The 24796-nt window shown below is 39.8% G+C and carries 19 protein-coding genes; 7 read left to right on the top strand and 12 right to left on the bottom strand.

The features are described from left to right. Nucleotides 1–260 precede the first annotated feature (260 nt). Nucleotides 261–1349: an alginate lyase family protein gene (locus L0B18_RS09885; RefSeq protein WP_234571603.1), complete on the top strand. Its 1089-nt coding sequence runs from the start codon at nucleotides 261–263 to the stop codon at nucleotides 1347–1349. A gap of 35 nt (nucleotides 1350–1384) precedes the next feature. After that, on the top strand, nucleotides 1385–2872 hold the full coding sequence (locus L0B18_RS09880; RefSeq protein ID WP_234571602.1) for a glycoside hydrolase family 88 protein: 1488 nt from the start codon (nucleotides 1385–1387) through the stop codon (nucleotides 2870–2872). Between the two features lie 3 nt (nucleotides 2873–2875). Here L0B18_RS09880 and L0B18_RS09875 read toward each other — a convergent pair whose 3' ends face one another. The 12 genes from L0B18_RS09875 to L0B18_RS09820 all read right to left on the bottom strand — a co-directional run bounded on the left by L0B18_RS09875 (nucleotide 2876) and on the right by L0B18_RS09820 (nucleotide 19728). Beyond that, on the bottom strand, nucleotides 2876–3748 hold the full coding sequence (locus L0B18_RS09875; RefSeq protein WP_234571601.1) for an O-methyltransferase: 873 nt from the start codon (nucleotides 3746–3748) through the stop codon (nucleotides 2876–2878). Nucleotides 3749–4203: 455 nt separating this feature from the next. Continuing rightward, the gene (locus L0B18_RS09870) at nucleotides 4204–5121 is read right to left on the bottom strand and encodes a glycosyltransferase (protein ID WP_234571600.1); all 918 of its coding nucleotides are present in this window, start codon (nucleotides 5119–5121) and stop codon (nucleotides 4204–4206) included. 8 nt (nucleotides 5122–5129) lie between these two features. Continuing rightward, complete coding sequence (locus L0B18_RS09865; protein WP_234571599.1) at nucleotides 5130–6212, bottom strand: glycosyltransferase; 1083 nt, start codon at nucleotides 6210–6212, stop codon at nucleotides 5130–5132. Nucleotides 6213–6296: 84 nt separating this feature from the next. Beyond that, nucleotides 6297–7517 carry a glycosyltransferase gene (locus L0B18_RS09860; RefSeq protein WP_234571598.1) on the bottom strand — a complete coding sequence of 407 codons (1221 nt, stop codon included), beginning with the start codon at nucleotides 7515–7517 and terminating at the stop codon, nucleotides 6297–6299. Next, on the bottom strand, nucleotides 7493–8431 hold the full coding sequence (locus L0B18_RS09855; protein WP_234571597.1) for a glycosyltransferase family 2 protein: 939 nt from the start codon (nucleotides 8429–8431) through the stop codon (nucleotides 7493–7495). The genes L0B18_RS09860 and L0B18_RS09855 overlap by 25 nt, the downstream gene beginning before the upstream one ends. 93 nt (nucleotides 8432–8524) lie before the next feature. After that, entirely contained in the window at nucleotides 8525–10264 is a 1740-nt protein-coding gene (locus tag L0B18_RS09850; protein WP_234571596.1) for an ABC transporter ATP-binding protein, read from the bottom strand. Between the two features lie 65 nt (nucleotides 10265–10329). Next, entirely contained in the window at nucleotides 10330–11610 is a 1281-nt protein-coding gene (locus L0B18_RS09845) for a GNVR domain-containing protein (RefSeq protein ID WP_234571595.1), read from the bottom strand. Nucleotides 11611–11811: 201 nt separating this feature from the next. Beyond that, nucleotides 11812–13677 carry a polysaccharide biosynthesis protein gene (locus L0B18_RS09840; RefSeq protein WP_234571594.1) on the bottom strand — a complete coding sequence of 622 codons (1866 nt, stop codon included), beginning with the start codon at nucleotides 13675–13677 and terminating at the stop codon, nucleotides 11812–11814. A gap of 235 nt (nucleotides 13678–13912) precedes the next feature. Continuing rightward, nucleotides 13913–14944, bottom strand: coding sequence for an NAD-dependent epimerase (locus tag L0B18_RS09835; protein WP_234571593.1), 1032 nt, complete (start codon nucleotides 14942–14944; stop codon nucleotides 13913–13915). A gap of 87 nt (nucleotides 14945–15031) precedes the next feature. Beyond that, nucleotides 15032–16360: a nucleotide sugar dehydrogenase gene (locus L0B18_RS09830; RefSeq protein ID WP_234571592.1), complete on the bottom strand. Its 1329-nt coding sequence runs from the start codon at nucleotides 16358–16360 to the stop codon at nucleotides 15032–15034. 168 nt (nucleotides 16361–16528) lie between these two features. Beyond that, complete coding sequence (locus L0B18_RS09825; protein WP_255695652.1) at nucleotides 16529–18223, bottom strand: polysaccharide biosynthesis protein; 1695 nt, start codon at nucleotides 18221–18223, stop codon at nucleotides 16529–16531. Nucleotides 18224–18687: 464 nt separating this feature from the next. Then, nucleotides 18688–19728 (bottom strand): glycosyltransferase family 4 protein, encoded by a 1041-nt coding sequence (locus tag L0B18_RS09820; RefSeq protein ID WP_234571591.1) that lies wholly within the window; start codon nucleotides 19726–19728, stop codon nucleotides 18688–18690. 247 nt (nucleotides 19729–19975) lie between these two features. On the opposite strand from L0B18_RS09820, the gene L0B18_RS09815 reads away from it, so the two are divergent. From L0B18_RS09815 to L0B18_RS09795, 5 genes are all read left to right on the top strand, one after another. Beyond that, nucleotides 19976–21454, top strand: coding sequence for a lipase family alpha/beta hydrolase (locus L0B18_RS09815; protein WP_234571590.1), 1479 nt, complete (start codon nucleotides 19976–19978; stop codon nucleotides 21452–21454). Between the two features lie 308 nt (nucleotides 21455–21762). Further along, nucleotides 21763–22155 (top strand): acyl-CoA thioesterase, encoded by a 393-nt coding sequence (locus L0B18_RS09810; protein ID WP_234571589.1) that lies wholly within the window; start codon nucleotides 21763–21765, stop codon nucleotides 22153–22155. Nucleotides 22156–22158: 3 nt separating this feature from the next. Next, nucleotides 22159–22506 carry a taurine dioxygenase gene (locus L0B18_RS09805; protein ID WP_234571588.1) on the top strand — a complete coding sequence of 116 codons (348 nt, stop codon included), beginning with the start codon at nucleotides 22159–22161 and terminating at the stop codon, nucleotides 22504–22506. 76 nt (nucleotides 22507–22582) lie between these two features. Continuing rightward, nucleotides 22583–23311 carry a response regulator transcription factor gene (locus tag L0B18_RS09800; protein WP_234571587.1) on the top strand — a complete coding sequence of 243 codons (729 nt, stop codon included), beginning with the start codon at nucleotides 22583–22585 and terminating at the stop codon, nucleotides 23309–23311. Beyond that, nucleotides 23304–24758 (top strand): sensor histidine kinase, encoded by a 1455-nt coding sequence (locus L0B18_RS09795; protein ID WP_234571586.1) that lies wholly within the window; start codon nucleotides 23304–23306, stop codon nucleotides 24756–24758. The genes L0B18_RS09800 and L0B18_RS09795 overlap by 8 nt, the downstream gene beginning before the upstream one ends. Nucleotides 24759–24796: the final 38 nt, after the last annotated feature.

The following is a 24796-nucleotide window of genomic DNA, read 5'->3' as shown; positions in this document are numbered from 1 at the left end:
TAGTTTTACAAGTACATTTACTGTTAATGTTTGAAATATTTAAATAAACGTTGGTATATAGATTCAGATATAATTCTTTAAAGGTGATCGCTGCCGTTTTTGCGTGCACATTCGTCTTCATTTCTTGTGGAAAATCTCTTTCATCAGATAATATTCTTCAATTAAAGCGGCTTACAAATTCCAATACCGGACCGTACTTATTACAAACGGATCATCTGGATCTTATTGATTCTTTACGCCTGGATTCTTCTCAATTATCCTTGGAATTTAATCGGTTAATTACCGGGGCGGATTCTCTTCTTAACGTGTCTTTCAGCTATGTAACCGAAAAGCCGAAATTGCCTCCAAGTGGAGATCCTCACGATTATATGAGTATTCACAGGTACGCCTACCCCGATTCTACAGGAGCTTATACGGATTTAATCGACGGCAGAACCAATCCTGAATTTTATGAGTATGATAAACCCAAACTGGAAAGGATTTCAGCAGCGGTCTACAGCCTGTCTCTCGCGTACTACTTCACCAAAGATGAAAAGTATGCTCTAAAAGCTTCAACAGAATTAAAGAACTGGTTTCTCAATCCCGGTACAAGAATGAACCCCAACATGAATTTCTCAAGCATTCAGTGGGGAGTGCATGAAAAACCGGGAGGGTCCGGTATCGTAGGGGCATTGGATTTTATCGATATGATTGAATCAGCCAGTTTACTATATGACAGTCCTCACTGGACAGCAGATCAACACTTTAAGCTGAAAGAATGGTTTTTTGAATTTTATATATGGCTTCATAATAATTATCCACCTCAGTCTTATGGCGGAAGTAATGTCTCTACATGGCTGGATGCCCAAAGAGTCATCTATCTGTTATTCACTGAACAGGAGAACCATTTAAACTCTTCCACTCATATTGAACCGGTATCTCAGCGAATCGGTGGACAATTTGAATCGAATGGCGGACTCCCGAGAGAAGCAAGCAGGGCAATTCCCCAGCATTATGTGTATTTCAATTTAAAAGCCTATATGTATTTGAGCCTGCTGCGAAAAAATCATTATCTGAAAACAGGTGATGATCGGGACTGGCCGGTTTTAAAAGACTGTGCCACTGCTGATTGCACTTATGGAGGACTAAAAGCCGCTCTTGACAATGTAGCTTCATATATCCAGGGAGCAAATAAAGCGACGTTATTCAATTCCGATCCCGGCTTTAATAGTTGTAGATACCTGGAAATTTTCCGCCCTGCCGCTACCGCTTTCGAAAGTGCAGAATATGAGCAGGTTGTGAATTATTTGGTTGAACAGAATCATTGTCGAAACTCGAATATTCTTCTTGCTTTCCCGGCGCCACTCTAAATACAACTTTTCGAAGTTGGAAAATGTTTTTTAAAATGAAAGCTCTTTATACCATTCATCTTTTTTTATTTTTTTTCCTCTTCTTTTTCAATTTTTCTGTTGAGTTCAGTTTTTCACAAATCTCCTCTCAAAGACTCCATGATTTTCATTATCTAAATGAGGCGGTAGATCTTGCAGATAAAAAACTAACCCAGACATTACAGGAGCTCGCTTTCGATCCTACCCTCCATCCTGCTCATACAGATCCAGAAACAGGAAAATGGATTTCCCACACCCGAAATGAGTGGACCAGCGGCTATTTTGCAGGGTCTCTTTGGTATATGTATCAACTTACCGGCGATGAAAAATGGAAAGATTATGCCAGCATGTGGACGGAGGACATGAAAAGCACGGCAAATATGTCTAACGACCATGATGTGGGACTCAGAATATTCGGGAGTTTGGGAAACGGATACATACTAACTCAAAATCGACAATATTTACGAGCCGTTATGCAGGGGGCTAATAGTCTCGCTTCCCGTTATAATCCTGATATCAAAGCAATCAAATCGTGGGATCCGTGGGAATCGTTAAATGCAAATTATCCGGTGATCATCGACAACATGATGAATCTTGAGTTGCTTTTCTTGGCTGCAAAATATTCTGAAAAAGAAGAATGGCTGAATATAGCCGTTGAACATGCAAAAACTACGTACAAGCACCACTTCAGAGAAAACGGAAGCACCTATCACATTGTAGATTTTGATGACCAGGGAAATGTAAACCGAAAATTTACCATCCAGGGATATGGTCCAAATTCCGTATGGGCCCGCGGGCAGGGCTGGGCTATTTACGGCTTTACGATGGCTTATCGTTATACCAAACGCCCTGATTTTTTGGAGGCCGCCATCAAAGCTGCCGAATATTTTATCGCCAATTTACCTGACGACAATATACCCTGGTACGACTTTCTTGAACCGTCCATTCCTTCTACCACCAAAGATGCTTCGGCTGCTTCTGTTGCCGCTTCCGGCCTTATGGAGTTGTATTCTTTTACAGATCAGCCTAAATATTTCGATACGTCTGTAAATATCCTTAGCTCTCTTATGACCCATTATTCATCTCAAAATACCAGCGACAGTTCGATCCTTCTTCGCTCCACGATTCACCGGGGTGATAAAGAACGAGGCACTGTATATGCAGACTATTATTTCCTGGAAGCGATAAAAAGATATAAAGAAATCACAGGAGGAGTCTTTCCTCAGATTGAAACTGAATTATCCTTTTACCTAGAACAAAACTATCCAAACCCTTTCAACAGTCAAACGCAATTTTATTACTCTGTTGAGGAAGCCGGAGAGGTGCAAATAGACCTTTATAACCTGGCTGGAAAAAAAATTAAAACTCTCTTTAACGGGAGAAGAGAACCGGGCACCTATTTTATCCAACTCCTGGATGGATCGGGACTAGCCTCCGGTTTTTATATTTACACACTTCGGATGAATAAAAAAATGGCATCAAAAAAGATGCTGCATATTAAGTAGTACTCAATCTCGAAAAATATTATAAATGGTAGGAATCACAAAGCGTCTGGATCTTTCCTCTCCTTTACAAACACAGATCCCGATATTTTTCAGATCGATAACTAAATCAAATCTTTCATCATTTCGGATCTCCTCCCAAGCTTTTTTCATACCGTCAGAGTATCGTATATCATCAAAAATGAATACTGATCCTGGATTTGAATAAGGATAAATTTTCTCCAAATAATACAGTGTGGGATCATACTGATGATGTCCATCAATAAAAGCTAAATCAACTTGTCTTATCTGGTTTAAGGAGTCATCCAGAATATCATAAAATAGCCCCTGATCATATTTTATATTTTCTAAACCAATACTTTGATGTGTTTCTTTTGCAATTCTTTGACGATACGGGGATGCGTCAAGCGTGATCAGATAGCCACTGTTTTTATTATCATTAAGAGCTGCCGCAATATATGCCGAAGAAATTCCAAGATTTGTCCCCAGTTCAAGAACATACTTTGGGTTCAAGAATTTTGCTATCAAATAAAGAAATCTTGCGGAGTTTGGATCCCTGCTAACTATGCAGGCTTCACTAACAGTTTTGTTACCATCATAAAGCCCTTCATCATCGAATGATCCATCAACCAAAGGGGTATTCTTTTTTAGTAATTGCTCTCGTTTAGTTTCAATCTCTTGTGTCCACTCTTGTCTGGCCGTAAGATGGTTCTTGTTAAAATCAATCAAAACATGTTGAACTATTTTTGCAATTGGGTGTGGTATTCCTCCTAACCTTTTGATAATCCTCTTATCAGATTTGTCTCTCCATAAATTGATAAATCGTTTTCCTAAATTTCCTACAATCGGCACCTTGATGAGATATTCTTTTACATCCATTTTTTAACCAAATCATTATTTGGATAATTTATTCACAATAATATCTACTCTCTTTTCTCAATGAGTAATTTAAATATAAATTTATCAAAATATTTAATTTCAAAATTAAACATTTCTTATCTCCTTATTTTAAACATCGTCTATGGTTAGTAAAAAGGTTTGCATGATAATGTTCGCTTCATGCACAATAATCGATATTACCCAATATTCGAGAATTCGTTTTCTTTTTAAAATTTTTGGTTTTAAAGAAGAAAATATGCCCTCTGTCTCTATTGTGCTTCCTTAGAATATTATTGTCTTTTTTACTTTTCATTCGAAGAAAAACTAATTCTTTAAACCACCAATTAGAAAAAATGTTGCATATAGCTCCGAGATCTTCTTTCGAGAAGGTTATATCCACTTTCCACCAGTAGATGTAAACTTTGATTAGACAAAAGTAATTGGTATTTCTTCAATCAAAGTCGATGTCTGATTTTCACGCTAAAGTATTCAGAGATAAATGCGAGTTGCTCTACTATTCCCGAAATATAAATATGAAACCAGATTCCCGTTATTTTTTTATCAAATTCGGGATCATATCGATCTGGATTCAAATTTTTTATTTTCGATTTTGCCGGTGGTTTTAATGATCGAAAGAAATTATAGAACCAAATTCTCCGGTTCGGTTCTTGTCTCCACGAATAGTAATAACCCTTTCCAGTCCGAATTTTCTTTCGGTAAAGCTCTTTGGCAGGCCGGGCGAATTTCTCAACTACCGCAGCCTGGCAATATGAAATGCTGAATCCATGCTTTTTTGCTCTCAGTGTCCATCGCACATCACCACCGGAACGCACACCTTCTTCAAAAAGTCCAACTGCTTCAAAAACTTCCTTCTTCACAAACAGGTTCGCCGTGTAAGCAGCTCCACGTTCACGAATAGCTTTCTCCATATTGATGGATGTAAGGGCGTCCACAATTTTCCCGGCCGTCACTTTCTCTTTAAAATCGAATTGAACCTTTCCTCCGATGAGATCAGAATTGGTTTGCCGGAGGCAGTTAATTCCATTTTCCAGCCAGGTTTCCTGTGGCGTTGAATTGGCATCGATAAATACAATAACCTCTCCTTTTGATTTTTCAACTCCACGGTTTCTGGCTGAATACGGACTGTTGATATGCTCCTTTTCAAACAAGAGTGTATTTCTCTCTGAAAATAATTTGGGAAATTCGAATGATTTCGTTGATCCATTATCGATAAAAATAATTTCAAAACAGTCCAAAGGATAGGTTTGTCCCCTGAGTTTTTTTTCGATCCGAATAACCTCTTCATGGTTATTAAAAAAGGGAATAATTACCGAGACAAACGGCAGATTAGAATGCGATTTCAGCTGATTCATCTGTCGTTCTATATGGATTGATAGGCTTTGATGGTCTCCGATGCAATCTGCTCCCATTGCATAGAATGATTGGCATACTCCTTATTCTTAATTCCGTGGCCAGCCTCAGCCAACTCAAGCCCTTTTTTAATGGCATCACTTACGGATTGTAAATCATGCGGATTGAAAACAGGATTATCAGTTTCTTTCAAAACCTCGCCGATGACCCCATAATCCGGCCCGATTACAACCTTGCCAAAAGTAAACCCTAACGCAATATTTCCGGAATTCAGTGTATTGAATCTCGGAATAAATAGAAGATCGGCAGCCTTCAAATAAACCTGAACTTCTTCCGGTCCTACTATTCGCTCATGGGTTCTGATCCGATTATTGAACATATTGGCATACAGTTTTTTCCTCACAATAAAATGCTGTGGTTGTGAACGGTATGGATTTGGGATCGAACCGGTAATTGAGTAAATACTGTTTTCAATTTCCACATTTTTGAAAGCATCGATTCCAAGCTCTAATTCTTCTTTTGAACGAATCGCCCCAAAACTTAAAATCAGTTTTTCATCCTTTAAAATATTCAGTTTGTTTCGGCATTCAGATCGTGTTAGATCATCAGGAAAAAAACCATAGTCGCCATGTGGAATAACTACATGTAATTTATTCTTAGCAATCTCAGCATACTCATCCAGAAGTATTTTTTTGGAAAATTTACCCATGTGGATAAATCCATCGCTAAGCGCGTACATATCTTTGTAAAACTCTTCGAACAAACCGGATTTATCCTTGTGAGGTTTCTCATTATGGACCGTCAGGATTATTTTTGCTCCCTCATTTTTTTTCTTTCTGATGGCTTCAATAACCCTGTCGAAATGCTTTTCGTCAAGAAGATTCGTCCTGGACATATCGGCCAGTTGAGATTTCACCAATAACTCGGGCCAATGAAGATGGATAATATCCCAAAGACCCGGCTCATAAAGCCAGCCATAACCATGCTGTAATTCGGTCACATCATCAAACCGGTAGAATTCTCTCATCAACAGAAAGAGATAGGGATTTTTCATCCCGGTGGTAGTGATGTCGTATGGTATTAAAATCTTCATCGGCTGAGCTCCCGCTCAATTTTTTGGATCACGTCTATAAGGTAGAAAAAGTAATCAACTCTGTCATTGATTTTGGTTTCACTTTCAATCTTCCAACGATTTTGAAATCACATCCAAATTTTTCCTGTAAACTTCTGAAATCAACTGTTCAGCACTTTCAAGTTCTTTTTTCTTTTGATTGGGATCCCGAAAAAAAGCTACAATTTGTTCAATCCACACAGAGGGTTCATCCGAACAAATCAAGCCGTTGCCAATCATCTCATATAGCCCGGTAGCCCCGGCGGTTGTAGAAATTACAAATTTGCCTTGAGACAAAGCTTCAACAGTCTTGATTTTCAACCCGGTTCCGCTTTGCATTGGATTGATAAAGACATCTCCCAGAGAATAAACTTCCCTGGGCGAATCGAATAAGCCAAAAAGATGAACACGGTCGTCAACAGATTCCTCCATTACCTTGCAAATGGAACCCGCGATTATAAACCGGAGATCATCATCGTAATGTTTCAGTTTCTGCCAAACCTGTTCCATAAACCAATCCAAACCTTCAATATTTAGCCGGTTTCCCGAGCCGATCATCACAATGTTTTTTCCTGTCGTTTCAGCTGTTACTTTCTCAAAAGGTTTTAAATGTGTCAGTGTGAAAACCTTTACATGGTCATCATCAAACATGTTTTTAAAATGTTGATTTTCATTATGCGTAATTGCCCAAACCACATCAGCTTTTGAAAGAGCCCGTTTTTCATCCCGGTATCTCAAGCTGTGCCAATCAACAGGAGATTGATTACTCTCGGAGAAAAGTTTAAACCGGTCCGTCAAACGATCATGAGTATCAACAATCCGAATCGTTTTGGCAGGAAAAAGATCAAAATAAAAAGAATATGGAGCGTAATTGACTATCACAGCTTTGTAAGTTTTGTCCCCAAGCTGATTTTTAAGGAGTAATAATTTGCTTGAATTTCTATACTGATAAATACTTTTATTAAACTTTGCTGAATCCGGTCCATCCAGAAGATGACGCAACCATTTGTGTGCCTTGTCTTTAAAGCCGTTTATAATCTCTGATATTCTTTGAACCGGGTTGCCTGTCCAGCTTAATTTATAGGAATCCACATTGTGTTTCAGTACATCCCCATTGAAGAATGAAACATGATTTTCATCCAATACAGAATCGAAGCCTGCGTAAAAAAAATCAACCACGTATCCGCGCTTCATCAACTCTGAGCATATAGCTCTGATGCGTTCTCTGTTCCCCGCATGGCCGGGAAAAAGAGGTACAGGACTTATGATGAGAATCTTTTCAGCCATCCTATAATTTTGCTTCTGTTCTTTTTCATTTTAAAAAAATGCTTCCATACCCGCTTATCTCGAACAGCCAGTTTTTGAACGGCTTTTAGTTCGTCCATCATTGTAAGCTGATTTCGCATTGTTCTTAATTGACGAACATACCAGGAAATAGGCAAATCACGTGGGTTCAGTTTGTCACGTATATTCTGATGATCTAAGATCCAATTTACGAATTGATACGAAGCTTCCATTTTTTGCCGTGCACTCCCGCGATGACTTTTTCCGGATACGTTCAAGTCGCTGTACCGCCAGCATATATTTCCGCCCTCAATCGTACAGATTCTGCCATAATCTGCCAACTTAAGACAAAACAGATCATCGGATGCCCAGGCCAGTGGCAAATCCGGGAAACCTCCAATGAACTCGTACCCTTCGCGTGAAAAAATGTATTCCACGACATAGCTTTCCTGCTCATATGATAGTTTCAAGTTCAAAAAATCTGCACCATCAAAAGTAGCGGGGAAACGGTTTTCACGAATCACATCTCCTTCAGCAGAAATTTTTTTTGTATGAAACCTGTATGCAGCATACCCGGGATTCTTCACTTTGGCCTGGTAATAGGACTTTACACAATCCGGTTCCATGATATCATCATCAGAAAAAAGCCAGATCCACTCTTCGTTTTCTGTCTGGTCGATACATCGCTCCCACTGTTTTACGAGCGACTCACTTCCCATATTTTTTTCAAACCGCTTAAACGTTACGGGAAACTCAAAGGCAAACTGTTGAACGATTGATTCCAGATTTGCAGGACTGGCATCATCAAAAATGTAGAGCGAAAATCTTTGGTCTGATTGTGCCTGAATACTTCGTAGCGTTTCTTTAAAAAAATCGGGCTTGTAGGCGGGTATGACAATGGCCAGGTTGTGATTCATTCTTCACTCATCTGATTTGAGTTCTAAATGTAGTTCAGTCCCTGTCGATTTGCAAACGGTTGAAAAAGGTGAAAAGTCGTCAAAACCAACCCGCTAAAGACTTTGAATGGCAACCATTTGAGCAAAGCGGGAGTCACTGTTAAGTGAAAGTTCATCGTACGAACCTTTCTCAATAATTTCACCTTTTTCAAGTACGTAAATAAGATCTGAATTTTTAATGGTAGACAACCGGTGGGCAATGATGACCACCGTCATCGAACCTTTTAATGAATCGATGCTACGCTGAATATATCGCTCAGATTCAGTATCAAGCGAACTGGTAGCTTCATCAAGAATTAAAAGATTGGGATTTTTATAGAGTTCGCGAGCGATAAAGAGTCGTTGCCGCTGACCTCCGGACAATCTCACTCCCCTGTCTCCAACCACGGTATTATAACCCTGCCCCATGTTCTTTATAAACTCATCTGCAAAGGCACGTTTTGCAGCTTCCTCAACATTCTTTCTTACTTCAGAATTATTCTCATAATCTCCTTTCCAGAGACAAATGTTGTTCGCAATTGTGTCATCAAATACAACCGTTTCCTGCGATACGTATCCAATTTGGTTTCTCCACGAAGCTACATCAATTTCTGATGATTCAATATCATCTATAAAAATTTGCCCTTTTTTGGGTTTCAGAAGAAGCGTTAAAGTATCAATCAAAGTGGATTTTCCGGCGCCCGATTCACCAACAAAGGCTATCATCTGATTGACGGGAATTTCGACATTAATAGATTTCAGAACATCTGTTTCCTTATCGTCATATTTAAAATTAACGTCCTCCAGCCTTATTCCTTTGGATAGTTGTCCAATTACACGATTTCCACTCTTTTCGCGATTGTATTTCAACACTTCAAATTCTTTCACAACCATTTCGAGAGAACCGATTTTTTCCATGGTTTTCTGCCAGTCATCCTGTATCCCGATCATATGCTGCATTCCCCTGTGAAAAAGCAGAAGTGCTACAAAAATAGGAGTGATTGGAGAATCAAATACCATCACCTGAATGATGATCACAAAGAGGAGAAAAATAACGGAAACAGGTTCGCGAATGGCTTGTGTAAATGCACTGGCAGCTCCCTGTCTGAACATATAGCGGGCCAATTTCCGAATGCTGGCCATTACACCACCTTTCAGATATTGCATCTGATTGGTTGAAGAAAGGTATTTGAATGATTGAATGGTCTGAACAAGAAATTTATTTAGAACGCTCTCTTCCGATGAGGTTTTTCTGGATAGTTCCTGAACATATGTATTCAAATACTTGAACATGAACAGCAGCAAAATTCCTACTCCAATCGCCATCAATGCAAAATTCCACGCCAAGAGAAAGGCAATAGAAAGATACGACGCCGTGATGATGATCATCGTAAGAAATCGTGTAAACGTATCAAACGAGCGGATAAAGTTGTTGATCTGCCCGTTGATGACATTAATAAAATGACCGGTGTTGTTTTCTGCGTAATATTTGTAGTCCATCAGCCGGTACGCATTAAACATTTTACTCTTGATCTCTTTGAGTAGTTCGGCACGCAGATAACTTGCATATCCTCCTTCTACGAACTTTAGCAACCCCTTGCCGATAAATATAATCCCAATAAAAATGAGGATGCCCACAACGGATTCTTCAATCCCCATAAAGGCGAGAATTGAATACAATATTTGGATGGCTGCACCACCGTTGTTGAGTCCGCCATCAGCAGCTCCGGCAGCTTCAATCAGAGGCAAAATCAATGTTATCCCAAAACCTTCGGTAAGAGCCGCAATAGCGGTTAACAAAAAAACGATATACAACCTTTTGCCTATAAAATCCTTATAGACACTTAAATAATACCTAACACTTTTGAATAACTTCAAACTCAGACCTTGTAAGGTTTTGGATCTTTATTTTTAAACTCTTGTACGAATATGCCAAACCATCTGCGCAGATAAATAAACGCAACTCCCAAAAACAGCCCAACAAATATAGCTCCTCCTAAAATTCGTATGGCGTCTGGTTCAGCCGGCTGAGTTGGTACAATCGCTGGTTCATGCACACGAAAAACCGGGGTCTGTTCCTGCACCTGGATTTTTGCCTCCTGTAAACGCCGTGCCAACGTATTGTAAAGCGTATAAGCAAGTTCATATTCCGATTGCAAACGCTGTTCTACCACGGCCATACTGGATGTTGCCACGTTTACATTCCTGTCCTGGAAAGCCGCAAGAGAATCCTGCTTTGCCTGGAAATTGACTCTCGCCTCTTCAAATTGTTCTTCAATAAATACCAGGTTATTCATAGCTTTTTCCGTCCGGTAATCAATCACATATTCCTGGAGAAGGTTTTTCACAAGGATTACCATTTCTGTAGAAGCCTGGGCATCAGGCAAGGAAACGCCTATACTGACAAATCCTGTTTGAGGCTCACGTGAAATTGTAATCAGTGCACTGACGGTACTGGCAACACTTTTGATTTGACTGTCCAGTATTTTCGGAGCTTCGAATTCCCTGAATTGTGCAAAATCAATAGGTTCCTGTACTTTCTCGCTATCAGAAGAAAGGGATTTAATAAAATTCCACGCTGTAAACGGAAGGGCGATGGTGTAATCCCAAACGAAGTCCGTAATTCTACTTGTAAATGGTGGATTGTAGTATTCGGTAAAATATTCGAAAATGGTGAGTTCCTGCTCAAGCTCTCCAAAATAGACTTTGTGCTGCATCAATTCGATTTGAAATCGAAGGCTTTCAACAATATGCGGATACATTGAGACCTGGATATCGTTTTCCTCAACACTTCTCTGAATGCCAAAAATGTTCTCATATTGCTGGAAAAGCTGGCCAAGCTGACTTTGATTTGAGGAAGATTCAGGCATCAACTGCGCCTCAGAATAGTAAATACGGTCACTCCCAAAATAAATCAGAAGCCCAATTACAAATACAACGGCAGTAGTTATATAGACGATGGTCCGGTTAATCCAAATGTCTTTTAAGGTACCAATTACATCAATTAAGACCTCGTCGTCAGAATCATCATAGCTATTTTCTTCAACTGGAATCAGTCTGTACTCTTCGGCCGGAACTCTTTTTTGAAGCTGTTTTTTGCCCTTTTTCCCCGCTTCTGAAGACTCAGGTTGATCCGGCTCATTTTTATTTATATCAGACACTATAACGCTTCTTTATTTGCTAATTAATTGGGTAATATAGAAATGATAGAGTTCTTAATAAACGAACGGTTTTAATAACAGAATCTTTTCCGATACTTACTGGCTCCTGCAAGTGGAAGTAAGAGTTTAAAACATGAATATTTCATCGATTTCAATTAACACTTCCCCAATAAAAACCAGTCATGCTTTAAAAAAATCTGCTTAATAGTTTACCACTTCTTTTGGTTGATACTGATAGGTTGGTACAAGTTCTTTTATTGCCTGTTTAATCGTATCGTGATCTCCATTTTGAGCCATCTCCAATAGATGATCAAGGCCCATTGTCAAATGATCAATACTGTCGATACTTTTGGCTACATATATTTTTTCGTGCTGAGTCATGTCGGTGCCTTCCTCTGCGGTAAGCAGTTCTTCAAAGAGTTTTTCGCCAGGCCGCATTCCCGTATACTCAATTTCAATATCTTTATCTGGCTCAAAACCTGAAAGAGTAATCAAATCCCGCGCCATCGTTTCAATACTGATAGGTTCTCCCATATCCAGAACAAAAACAGAGCCATTCATATCCAAAGCACCGGATTGCATGACCAGTTGAGATGCTTCGGGAATCGTCATGAAATATCTCACCATATCGGGATGAGTAATAGATATTGGTCCACCGTGTTTGATCTGTTCCTTGAATTTTGGAATTACACTCCCACGGCTTCCAAGAACGTTGCCAAAACGAACGGACACATACACTTCGCCATTCTTCGCCTGGCTTGCGCCCCATTGTACAATCTGTTCAGAAATACGCTTGGTGGCACCCATTACAGATGTTGGGTTTACAGCTTTGTCCGTTGAAATGTTTACGAAATGAGTAACCCCGTTTTTTACAGCAAGATTCACCAGGTTTCGGGTTCCCAACACATTGTTCAAAACTGCCTGCTCCGGGTTTGCTTCCATAAGCGGAACATGTTTATGAGCAGCAGCATGAAAAATGACCTCGGGTTTATATCTCTGAAAGATTCTCTTCATGGTGCTGGAATCCCGAACATCACCAATCTGAACAGCATATTTTAAATCACTGAAATTATATTCAATTTCATTAATCAACTGATGAATGCTGTTCTCGCCTCTGCCTAATAAAACAACCTCGCGAGGATTAAACCTCGAAAGTTGGCGAACCAACTCTGATCCAATAGAGCCACCGGCCCCCGTTACCAAAATCGTTTTATTCTCTATATACTTTTTAATCATGGAGCTATTCAGCTCAACCGGTTTACGCCTTAAAAGGTCTTCAACGTCTACATTACGAATTTGGTTGATCGTGACTTTACCACTGATCAAATCATAAATGCTGGGAATGATCCTGTATTTTGCATTTGTTTTGCGGGCGTGGTCTACTACTCGACGTATAACTTCACCAGACTCGGATGGCATAGCAATCAAAACTTCATCGATCTTGTAGTGGTCTACCGTTTCCTCCATATCTTCTACTGTGCCCACCACAGGAATGCCAAGAAATTTTTGGCCGTGTTTTGATTTATCATCATCCAGAAAGGCAACTGGTTGCATGCCTGCCTGAGGGTGCCGAAACATTTCGCGGGCTGCCATATTCCCGCTTTCGCCGGCACCTGCAATCAAAACGCGGTAATTACTTTTTTTAGACCGATTATACTTTGGATTCCAGTAAACAAGATAAAACCTTGTTCCTACCCGAATTCCTGAAAGGACAAGAAGGGAAAGAAAATATTCAATAATCGGGACTGAGAGCGGAATTACAATAAACTCTCTAAATATAACGGCGGCAAGAAAAAAGATTCCACTGATGAGTGTCAGTGATTTTAAAAGTGAGAAGAGATCTCTAAAACCGGTATTTCTCCATGATTGACGGAATGTTTCAAACCAGTAAATAGAAAGAGCTTTTAGGCCGAAGAGAAATAAAGTAGCTTGGATAATTTCGTTTTCAAATCCGCTAATATTCCCATCCAATCTCAAAAGAAAGGCAGCAACTGTAATAGACGTCCAAACGGACAACTCGATAAGGAACTTACCAAAGTCTCTATAATCAATGATCCTTTTCAGCATTACCAACGCTTAGTATTTCTATTGGCCAAACCACTCCCTAAAAGGCATAACTGCTGTTTTAAACAGGCAAATATAATAAGGTATAAAGAGGAATAATGGTTAAATATCTTCTGTACCATAAAGATACGGTTTAATTGCAAATGGTGCCCGTAATTATAAAAAATAGCTTAGATATCTTGCATTCGTACTTATTTGCTGCAGAGTTGTTTCTTAAGCCATCCAAATCGGTCTTTACCTATATATTATAGTATTTTTTATACCAATCTATAAATCTTTTAACCCCTTCTTCTACAGATACCTCCGGGCGGAATCCTGTTAAGGTGTGAAGACTTTGAACATCTGCCCATGTTTTAGGCACATCCCCCTTTTGCATAGGCATCAGATTTTTATTTGCCTCAATACCAAGATTCTTCTCTATTTCATGTATAAAATCCATGAGTTTAACGGGACTTCCGTATCCAATATTAAAGAGTTGATAGGGAGCTTGGGTATATTCAGCAGTATAGGGCGATTCGTCGTCAGGAGCCTTGGGTATCAGTTTTGTAATCCCTTCAACAATATCATCAATATAGGTGAAATCGCGGGCCATTTTCCCATAGTTAAAAACATCAATAGGATTTCCCTCCAACATTGCTTTGGTGAAAATGAATAGCGCCATATCCGGTCGGCCCCAAGGGCCATATACAGTAAAAAATCTCAACCCGGTAGTGGGGATTTTAAACAAATGCGAATATGCATGTGCCATCAGTTCATTCGATTTTTTGCTGGCTGCATACAAACTTACGGGGTGATCGACCACATCCGTGGTTTTAAACGGCATCTCTTTATTTGCTCCATAAACCGAACTGGATGAAGCGTAAATAAGATGCCCAACGTTTGTATGGCGACATCCCTCCAGTATATTTAAAAAACCGTTTATGTTACTATCAATATAGGTTTGAGGATTTTCCAGGCTATACCGAACCCCGGCCTGGGCAGCCAGGTTAACAACAGCATCAAATTTCTCGCTTTCAAATAGATCTTTTACAACTTGTTGGTCTTCGAGACTTGCTTGTATAAATCGATAATTTTTATCCAGTGAGCTGGTTACAATCGCATTTTTTTCGGGTTCTTCAATACCCGTTTCCCGAAGCCTGTCTTGCTTAAGATTTACATCGTAATAGTCGTTGATATTATCAATGCCAACTATCTGAAAGTTTTCTCTTAAGAGCCGTTTAGTTAAATGAAAGCCGATAAATCCGGCCGTTCCAGTTATTAAAATCTTCATCTAAAGGTACTTTTTGAATTGCTTTCGGGAATTAAAATTTTCACGGTCTATTTGAATGAATAAATTGATTAAATCATCTTATTAAGGTCATGCTTTCCAAACATGGCCGTTTTGATGGGCTACGTCTTTCATTGAATTGCGGGTATCCACAATCAAATCACTCCAATCCGAAAGTTGACGATAATCAATATCGGAATGATTTGTAGAGATGACTACAACATCAAATTTTTCCATCGTTTCTCTACTCCATTCAACAGATTTTAGACCTGCCCAATGAGAGTGTTCCCGGGATTCTTTGATAACAGGTACATAAGGGTCATAATAAGATACTTCAGCTCCCATTGAATCGAAAAGATCCATGAGCCTGTAACTGGGCGATTCCCGGTCGTCATCCACATTGGGTTTGTATGCAAGACCTACAATCAAAACGGAACTTCCATTTACAGCTTTTTTGTGCGAATTAAGTGCTTTAACGGCACGGTTTACAACATAGTTTGGCATTTCCGTATTTATTTCGCCTGCCAGTTCAATAAACCGTGTATTCTGCTGATATTGTCTCGCTTTCCAAGTCAAGTAAAACGGGTCGATGGGAATACAGTGCCCGCCTAAACCTGGCCCCGGGGTAAATTTCATAAAGCCGAAAGGTTTTGTTTCAGCGGCATCCAATACTTCATGAACATCAATTCCCATCTCTTTGTAAACAACCTTAAGTTCGTTAACAAGAGCAATATTTATAGACCGGAAAATGTTTTCCGTCAGTTTTACAGCTTCTGCGGTTTTCGTATTGCTGACCGGCACGGTTCTGACAATCGCGGTATTATACACTTCACAAGCCAGTTTTAAAGCATCTTCCCCATCTGCCCCAACAACTTTGGGAATTTTGGAAGTATTGAAATCTGCATTTCCCGGATCTTCCCGTTCCGGACTGTAAGCTACATAAAAATCTTTACCCGAGATCAAACCCGTCTCCTTCTCAAGCATGGGAATGATTAACTCAACTGTTGTTCCCGGCCAGGTTGTGGATTCCAGAATTACCAGTTGGTCTTTTCGCAGGTACTTCGAGATGACTTCTGTGGTTTGAATCACATATTTCATCTCGGGCTCGCGGTATAAATTCAACGGAGTGGGAACACACATCAACAAAGCATCGGCTTCAACCAGTTTCGAAAAATCAGATGAAGCCCTGCACAAATCTGAATCTGCCAAAACCTTCATCTTATCTTCTCCAAGATGTTTGATATACGGAATTCCCTGGTTGATACAGTTTACTTTATTCTCGTCTATATCAAACCCAATAACCGGCATTCCTTTCTCATGAAAGGTCCAAAGGAGCGGCAAACCAACATATCCCAAGCCGATAATACCAATTGTATACTCTCTTTGTTGAATTTTCTGAAGTAAACTTTCTACACCCATTTCAATTTAATTGTAAGTACAAATGATTTAAGCTGTGGAATATAAGATTCCTTACTTGATTTGAGAAACAAAATACTCTTTGACGAATGATTCTATTGAAAAAAACATCATTATTTATAATTCCAAAAACTATCATTCTCTTGACTGATTTACAATCGGAAAGCTGGTTCAATCAGCGAACTCTTTGAGTGATTTGTGATTCTCCTGAAGATCTGATTCTTCAGCATTATAAGTAAAGGTAGGAACAAGCTGTTTTATAAGGTGGCGAATTGACTTGTATTCGCCGTTTTTGATATTGTCGAGCAAACGGGATGTTATTATTCCAAGTTCTTCGTTATCCACATCCTTCCGGCAAATGGCTTTATGGATAAGTTCATGATTTGTTTTCTCTACGCCTTCTTCTGCTTTCAGCAATTCTTCAAACATTTTCTCGCCGGGACGCATGCCAATAAATTCAATCGGAATATCCTTCTCCGGTTCAAGGCCATGCAATCGGATAAGCTGTTTGGCCATATCCACAATTTTAACCGGATCGCCCATATCCAGAACAAAAACTTCTCCACCTCTACCCATTTCGCCTGCTTGCATCACCAATAATACAGCTTCGGGAATCGTCATGAAGTATCTTTTCACTTCCGGATGTGTAATTGTTACAGGCCCTCCCTTTCGAATTTGATCGATAAAAATTGGAACGACCGATCCTCGTGAACCAAGCACATTTCCAAAACGGACTGAAATAAACTTGGTTATGCAAAGATCGTTATGAGAGAGACAAATCTCTTCGGCAATTCGCTTTGTAGCCCCCATAACATTCGTGGGATTTACAGCTTTGTCTGTTGATATCAACACAAATTTCTTCACCTCGTGAATGCAGGAAAGGCTCGCTAGAATCTGTGTGCCCCGTACATTCACTTTAACCGCTTCTTCGGGAAAATTTTCCATCATTGGCACATGCTTGTATGCCGCCGCGTGAAAAATAATGTCCGGCCTTTCTTGCTTCAGCAGCCGATTCATCCGGTCTTCGTCAAGGATATTTGCCACATATGGATGAATGATATCAGATGAATTTTCAAATTCCTTTTGTATGTGAAATACTTCGGTCTCATCAATATCCAGTGTAATAATTTTACCCGCATTTAATCCCACACATTGGCGAACAATCTCTCGCCCAATGGATCCTCCTGCACCTGTTATCAAAACTGATTTACCTGAAATGCTTGTTCGTATAGACTCCATGTCTATCTTGGCAGGTTCTCTTCCCAGGATATCGTCAATACTGATCTCCCGAATATTTTTCACACCTACAGGATCATCGGAAAGAAGGTGGAATGAAGGAAGAACTTTGATCTTAAGATTTGGATCTACCTCTTTCACTCCTTCTATAACTGATTTTAACTCGTTTTTTGGAAGGGATGGAATGGCAATGATCAGCTCATCAATATCCGTATATTTTAAAAACTGAACCATCTTTTTGCGATCGCCTTTTATCGGCACGCCATGCATTGAAAGACCATGCAGGCTTTCTGAATCGTCAAAAACCGCAATAATGTTAAGGTTCCAGTGCCGGTGTCTTTTAATATCACGCAAGATCTGATCGCCCGCATTTCCTGCACCAAAAACAACAGCCCTTTTCTCGTGGTGCTGACTATTAAAAATCTCCAGACTCATTCGTTTGCTAATCCTGAAAGCTCCGATGTATAAAATATTTTGAAGGAAAGCGACAACCAGAAAAGACAATTGAAAATTGTCTACCTGGCCAAACAAAAATAGAATACCTGCAAATATTACTGATGAAAGGATGAGAGCGCTTGTTATCATCAACAACTCCCTCAAACTTGTGAACCTCCAGCTAACCCGATACATCTTAAAAAAACCGAGTGAAAGCAATGTTAGCGAGAGATATATAGCTGAATTCTGAAAAGGAAAGGAATTATTAAAGCCTGCAACAGATCCAAGAATGAGATAAGACAATACGGCTGAAATTGATATCGCAATTGCATCCCCAGCAATGAAGAACAAGGCGCGACGAGTATATCTCTTTATAATTGCCATTGCAAATAATTTAAACCGTAGATGTACCTTGGAAAAATTTATGTCTTTAAAAACCCCAAACTTAAGCCCTTAATATAGTAAATAAAATTATTTTTAAAATAGTCTCTCAATATTCAAAATTTTAGATAAATCTAAATTCATATCTACAAAAGATTTTAATTTGATCTAAAAGGATATCATCATTGACTTTATGGACTTGTATTGACTCTAAAGTATATGATATTCTAAAAGTATATAGACACTAAATTAAATATTTATAGATACTTAATATAATCCTATATTTTTTTCTCAACTCTCTGAACAGCCAATATATAAATCAACGATAGTACTAGAAGTGTGATGAGCAAGAGAATTTGGATAAAGCTCTCTTCATGAGTAAAAACCAGAGCGATGATTAAACAGAGAAAAGAAAAAATAAGATAGAGTGTGGAGATGGTGGAATGAGGCCATCCTGCTATGTTTAATCTTTGATACAAATGGGTTCTGTGGGCCTGAAATACGTTTTCACCTTTCATAAAGCGGCGAAGAAGTGTAAAGGAACTATCAAAAAGGAATGGCCATATCAAAAGGGCGCCAATCCAGAGTGTAAAACCTACTGTTCTTTCTTCTGCTATGGCTGCAGCCAAAAAAGGCATAATTGCAAAAAAGAACCCAAGAAAGATGCTTCCTACATCTCCCATAAAAATTCTGGCGGGAGCCCAATTGTAAACTAAAAATCCCGCAACTGACGCAAATACGATCAAATTGATGACAATTAAAATGGGCTCATTCCACAGGTAGCCAAAAATCATCCATCCCGCTGAAGCACTTAACGCCTGAATCGACGCAATACCGTCAACCCCATCCATAAAATTATAAATATTTGTAACCCCGGTTATCCAAAGCAGTCCGAGAAAGGGACTAAATACCCCCAAAGAGATAGTTGATGCATAGGGCACAAAAAAAGTATCCAGCCCTTCAACAAAGAAAATCACACTTGCCGCTGCTGCAACCTGAATGGTAAAGCGGATAATCTGCGAAAGATCCCTCCTGTCATCAAACCAACCCAGACAAGCTATCGCCGAAAGGGTTATTAACATGGTTAAATAAATGCTTGAACTCAGTAACCCCATCCAGGCAAAATAGAGTATAAATGCAATGAGAGAAATCAACACAAAACCTATCCCTCCTCCTCTGGGGGTTGGGATACTGTGCGAACTACGCTCTGTGGGCACATCGGTAATTCTGCGTAACCTTGCATATTTAATAAACCAAGCGGTAAACATATAGTTACCGACGGCAATAATTATAACCCCTGCTATTACAATTAAATCCAACAATTTGTCTTTGTTTAATCAGATGATATTCTTTTCTAAAAGTAGGAACCACCCGTAAAAAATACAGACAGCGATCATACTTTTTAAAAAGATGTGAATAAGTGATTCAATAATCAGGCATGTAGCTACGAGTATCTTCCAATAAGCCCAAGCGAATTTTCAACCATTCGCACAAAAATAGTAAATCATTGTTGTTTTTCATTTATTTATTTAGTCATGTTACAAAATCTAAACTGAGGGAAACTACATGTCCATCATTCAACCGCCCTACTACCCCATCATTTATGTAAGAGGTTTCGCCATGATGCAATCTGAAATTGAGGATACAGTGGCCACTCCATACATGGGGTTTAATCTTGGTTCCACGAAAATTCGCCAGGAATGGGATGGAGATATTACCAAACACATATTTGAATCTCCGCTGATTCGCCTCATGAAAGACTATGGATATCTCGATAATTATTTGAATGGCATTGAGAACGAGAATTCCATCCCGGCAAAAAGCATCATTATCCACCGATATTATGACACGGCATCAAAGGAGATGGGATATGGTGAGCGTCCATCGATCATTGATGCTGCTGAAGCACTCGGCAAGCTTGTTGAAAAAGTAAAGAACCTGGTGTGTGGAGATAATTCTGAAGCTCATGATGATTTTAAAGTCTACTTGGTGGCACACTCCATGGGTGGTTTAATCTGCCGGTGTTTTCTACAGAATGAGGATGTTAGTTCGGCTGAAGTAAAGTCATCGGTCGATAAGGTATTCACTTACGGTACACCTCATAACGGAATTGAAGTAAGAGGAATGAATGTTCCGGGTTTTCTTGACATGTGGGATATAAACAATTTTAACCGCGACAAGATGGCCACCTATCTCCATCTGGATAATAAAAAACAGGATGAAGTAAATTCATTAGGCGGAAAATTTGATCCCTCCCGTTTTTTCTGCCTTGTGGGAACAAATCACAAAGATTATATAGCAGCAAAATATGCGGTGGGTGCTATGAGTGACGGACTCGTAAAAATTAAAAATGCCAGCGTTGCCGGTTCTCCGCGTGCTTATACCCATCACAGCCACAGCGGCCATTTTGGGATGGTAAACTCCGAAGAAGGATATCAAAACCTTGTTCGGTTTCTGTTTGGAAATACCCTTGTTAAAGCAATTTTAGAACCCACGCATCTTCCTTTACCACCATCAGTAAAAGAAGCTTATGATGCTGACAAAGATATCAAAGCATCTTACTTTTTTGAATCGACAGTGGCTCCCAGAGGTGCGTATACGTATAAGTTAAGTGAGCGAAAAATAGATCATAGTTCAGCTGTATTCCGAACATTTGATGAACTGTTACGCCCTGACAAGCTTGGCAGAACCAAACCTCGTCTTCCGGTTCTATTTTCCGTATTTCTTGACAGCAGTAAAATCACTCACGGACGAACACTTGTTTTTACCATAGACCTCGTTGTTCGGACAACCGAGTATCGGATCGACAGGATCTTATTTCTTGAAGAGAGAATACCGGAGGAAAATTTATATCGTGAAAAACTTACCGTACGTGCAACTATTACGAATGACGGCTGGAATATCCGGTACATTCCAACTGACGAAGAGTGGGGAGAAAAACGTGGCAAAAATATTCAAAGTGATGGGAATGGCGTATACATCCCTCTATCATCACGAAAAGGATTTGAAGCGAAATTGTATCTCGATATACAACCCTGGAAATAGGATTTAACTTGCTAAAACACACTTCCAGATTACAAATAAAAAAAGCCCTCAATCAAGAGAGCCTTTTTTGCCGTTATATGATTGTCGATAGTACGCTTTGGAGTTACTGCTTTAACATATCCATCGCTCATTAACTCAGTGTTAATCGATTATTAAAAAAATAAGAGAGATTATTTTGCCGGCCGACTCCGAGTTTTATTATAATCGTTTCACAAAACAGAGAAACACGCTATCTTAGATCATACTATCAGACATTCACAACAGCATTCATAACTCTTGTTTAAATAAAACTTTAAAAGCGCGCATTCATGCAAGATACGTTTCCAAAAATGAGATTTTTTAGCCGCAAACTCATCAAACCGCAGGATTTAAATGCCCATGGCACGTTATTCGGGGGGGCGGTATTGGCCTGGATTGATGAGGAAGCTGCTATTTACGTTATCTGTCAACTGGGAAAAGGAAATATTGCAACCAAGTTCATGTCTGAAATTGATTTTGTAAGTTCAGCTAAACTTGGAGACATCATTGAAATTGGCATGGAAACTGTTTCTTTGGGAACAACATCCATAACCGTGCGATGTGAAGTCCGGCATAAGTTTACCCGGCAACCGATCATACGGATCGAAAAAATCGTATTTGTTCATCTCGACGAATATGGAAAACCATCTCCTCACGGCATCAAAAAACCTGTAAATCAATAGACCATGGAATCACAAAAACCACTCGTAGACAGAAAGGTAATCGTTGACCTTTTATATGGTGATGAGGATTATATCAGTGAATTTGCTGTGGCTTCTGTGGAGTCGTTCTCGGAGTTTAAGGTACAGTTCGAAAAATCATTGAAGAAGCGCGACATGGAAAACCTCAGGCGTGCAGGTCATAAAATTAAACCGGTTGCACAAATGATGAAGCTCGAAGCTGTAATTACGATGTATGAAACATCAAAAATTATGCTTGAGGAAGGAGCGGCCGATGAGAGTATAAAAAACATGGTTGCGAAGATGAATGAATATTGCACTCAGCTGATAAAAGAGCTAAAACAGCTGCAATAGAGATGTTACGTTTCTGTGATGAATAATCGCAGGAGAAAAATGACATTTTGATCTCTTAATTCTAAAAAAATGTCTCATGCAGGAATCTGCAAACTCTATATTAATTGTTGAAGATGATCGGGATCTTGTAAAATTGATTAAAATCAATCTTCAGGATGCGGGCTACAATGTACATACCGCCGGCGATGGACTGGAAGCCCTGAAACTTTATGAAGAGTTGGATCCCTCTTTGTTGATTCTGGATATCATGCTGCCAAAACTGGATGGCTTTGAAGTTTGCAGAAGAATCCGCCAGGAAAACCGGCGGGTTCCTATTTTGATGCTCACTGCGAAAGCCGAAGAGGTTGATAAAATACTGGGACTGGAACTGGGAGCTGATGATTACATGACAAAGCCGTTCAGTATTCGGGAATTAACGGCAAGAGTTAAAGCTATATTCAGGCGCATAAAAGTTGACCAGGAGAATGAAGGAAACCTTCCGCGCGAGCTTGTTTTCAACGATCTCAAAATCTATCCCAAAAAACGAAAGGTTACACTATCTGACAGTACCGTTGAATTAACGAGCAAAGAGTACGACCTGCTTCTTCTTTTCAGCTCCAATCCCGGAAAAGCATATAGCCGTGAGCAACTTTTGAACCAGGTTTGGGGATACAGTTACGAAGGTTACAGCCACACGGTAAACTCACACATCAACCGGTTGCGAAGCAAAATAGAAGACGATCCATCCAACCCGCAATTTATAAAAACAGTTTGGGGCGTTGGTTACCGCTTTGCGGATCTGGAAGAGGCAGAAAACCATGCGTAGCTTCTACATTAAACTGATTGCTATCTTTTCAGGAATCATGATTCTCTTTGGAGTACTGGTAGCTTATACCAGTATTGATGCATCATCCAGAATCATCCAGGAATCCATTCAAACCACCAACAAAGATCTTGCAATGCGGCTCGTAACCGAGTTCCAGCCTATTGTAGATGATGAGTTTGATGCGAACGCGATCGAGCAAAAACTGAATGAGCTCAGCGGAGCCAATCCACAGTTTGACTTCTATCTTTTAAGCCGCCAGGGGATGATCAAAAACTTTATCCAGGGAGAAACCAACGGCCAGAAACCACTTGTTAAAATGGTGGACGTGAAACCTCTTGACGATTTTATTGACGGAGAACCACTGCCAATCCTGGGAATGGATCCATTAAATCCCAATCGGCTAAAACCTTTCAGCACTGCCAACATCACCATTATGGGTGAAGAGAACTGCTACATTTATGTGGTTCTGGAAGGTAATGAATTTACCCAAACCGCAGATATGCTCAGGAATAGCTACATCCTGAGAGGAACGTTGATATTTATTGGAATCATCTTATTGGTCGGTTTGATTATCGGTTTTCTCGTTTTCAGAATGCTCACCCACCGGCTTGAAGTCATGAAAAAAACGGTGAAAGATTTTGAGCGTGGTGAACTCAATAAGCGGATTCCTCTGAAAAGCAACGACGAGATTACCGACCTGTCCCGTTGCTTTAACAACATGGCAGATACGGTTGTTGAAAGTATGAATGAAATCAAAAAAGCTGACAAGCTCCGGAGAGAACTCGTTGCAAATGTTTCGCATGATTTACGTAATCCCTTGTCGTCCATCCAGGGATACCTGGAAACCATCCAGCTTAAAGGCGATAATATTTCCAAGGAAGAACTACAGAACTACTTGAACACCGTTTTGGGAAATACACAAAAACTGAACAGAATGATTAACGATCTGTTCGAGCTCTCCAAACTGGATGCAGAAAATGTAACTCCAACGCTCGAACATATTTCGATGGCAGAATTGGTGCAGGATCTCGTGCAACAATTTAAACCCATAGCCGAACAGAAAAACATTCATATCCATACAGTTTTCCCAGAAAATCCTCATGCAAAAATATATGCCGACATTGGCCTGCTGGATCGTGCACTTTCTAATCTCATAGACAATGCTATCCGGCACACGCCTTCAGGTGGAACTGTTACAATTCGAACCATTCAAAACGGCAGGGACATCAGTCTTGAAATCAGCGATTCCGGAAAAGGAATACCCGAATCGGATATCCCGCACGTTTTCGACCGGTTCTACCAAGTTGATAAAAGCCGATCTAACAGCTCTGGTGCCGGGCTCGGTTTGTCCATCGCTCAAAAGATACTTGAACTTCACGGAGCAGAAATCAGTGTTCAAAGTTTTCTGAACCGTGGAACCACTTTTAAAATTTCCATCCCTTTTTAGCTGCTATCTTTTCGGAATCCGGCTTTTCCCTTACCACT

It is taken from the genome of Rhodohalobacter sp. 614A, from assembly GCF_021462415.1.
Classification (GTDB): domain Bacteria; phylum Bacteroidota; class Rhodothermia; order Balneolales; family Balneolaceae; genus Rhodohalobacter.
Note: the sequence above shows the minus strand (reverse complement) of the source record. Positions and strands in the feature narration are given on the sequence as shown.